The following is a 1,361-nucleotide window of genomic DNA, read 5'->3' as shown; positions in this document are numbered from 1 at the left end:
AGAGCCGGCCGCGCAAATCTGAACACGGCGTAAAGTGGACTGGCTGCTCCGATGGGCGAGGATAGAGCCCGAGATTCAGGAGCAGAGAACATGAGCAGAAGACCACGGCGCAACCACTCGGCGGCGTTCAAGGCCAAGGTGGCGATCGAGGCCTTGGCCGACGGCAAGACGATTGCCGAGATCGCGCAGAAGCACGATGTGCACCCCAACCAGGTCACCGAGTGGCGTAGGCAGCTGATGGAGCGCGCCGCCGGGGTGTTCGGCGGCGCGGTAGCGCCCGAGGCACCGCCGGTGGACCTCAAGGCCTTGCACGCCAAGATCGGGCAGCTGACGCTGGAGAACGATTTTTTAGAAGGCGCGCTCACCAAGGCGGGATTGCTGAGCGCAAAGCGATGATCGACCGTCAAGCGGAACTGCCGATCAAGCGGCAGGCTGAAGTGCTGGGCATCAGCCGCGGCACGGCGTACTACCACCCCCAGCCGGTGAGCGAGGCCGAGCTGGCGTTGATGCGACGTATCGACGAGTTGCACCTGGAGCACCCGTTCGCGGGCAGCCGGATGCTGCGCGACCTGCTGCGTCTGCAGGGCATCGAGGTGGGCCGCCGGCACGTGGGCACGTTGATGCGGCGCATGGGCATCCAGGCGCTGTACCGCAAGCCCAACACGAGCAAGAAGCACCCGGCACACCCGGTGTTCCCGTATGCGCTGCGAGGCCTGGCCATCGAGCGTGCGAACCAGGTCTGGGCGCTGGACATAACCTACATCCCGATGGCGCGCGGCTGGGTGTACCTGGTGGCGGTGCTGGACTGGGCGAGTCGCCGCGTGCTGGCGCACCGGGTGTCGATCACGATGGAGGCGGACTTCTGCGTAGAGGCCTTGCGCGAGGCGGCGGCCCGCTGGGGAGCGCCGCAGATCGTCAACACCGACCAGGGAAGCCAGTTCAGCAGCGCCGACTTCGTGGCCGAGGTGAAGAACATCGGCGCGCGCCAGAGCATGGACGGCCGTGGCTGCTGGCGCGACAACGTGTTCGTCGAGCGGCTGTGGCGCAGCGTGAAGTACGAGGACGTGTACCTGAAGGCCTACGACGGCGTCAGCGCAGCACGGCACAGTCTTGCCGCGTACTTCGACTTCTACAACGCGCGCCGGCCGCACCAGAGCCATGACGGGCGCACACCGGACATGGTCTACTTCGACTCGCTGCCGCCGATGAAGGCTGCGGCGTGATGGGTTGAACCATGAGTACAGGGGCTCAACCGGGGCGCCTCCGGCGGCCTGGCAGGGGCCCGGGATTGAAGAACTTCAAACCGCAGCCAATCCACTTAACTCAGGCCGCTGCGTGTTCAAACCAGCGGAGCCGGCTCT

The 1,361-nt window shown here is 66.1% G+C and carries 1 protein-coding gene; it reads left to right on the top strand.

The features are described 5' to 3' along the window. Positions 1-90: 90 nt before the first annotated feature. Positions 91-1,223 (top strand): IS3 family transposase gene (locus tag HQN59_RS25730; protein ID WP_425342778.1). Its coding sequence is split into 2 segments (ribosomal slippage): positions 91-352 and positions 352-1,223, totalling 1,134 coding nucleotides; the frame shifts between segments, so codons are not numbered across the junction. The last annotated feature ends 138 nt before the right edge of the window (positions 1,224-1,361 follow it).

Origin of the sequence: Rhizobacter koreensis, assembly GCF_013366375.1 — a bacterium.
GTDB lineage: Bacteria > Pseudomonadota > Gammaproteobacteria > Burkholderiales > Burkholderiaceae_C > Schlegelella_A > Schlegelella_A koreensis.
Note: the sequence above shows the minus strand (reverse complement) of the source record. Positions and strands in the feature narration are given on the sequence as shown.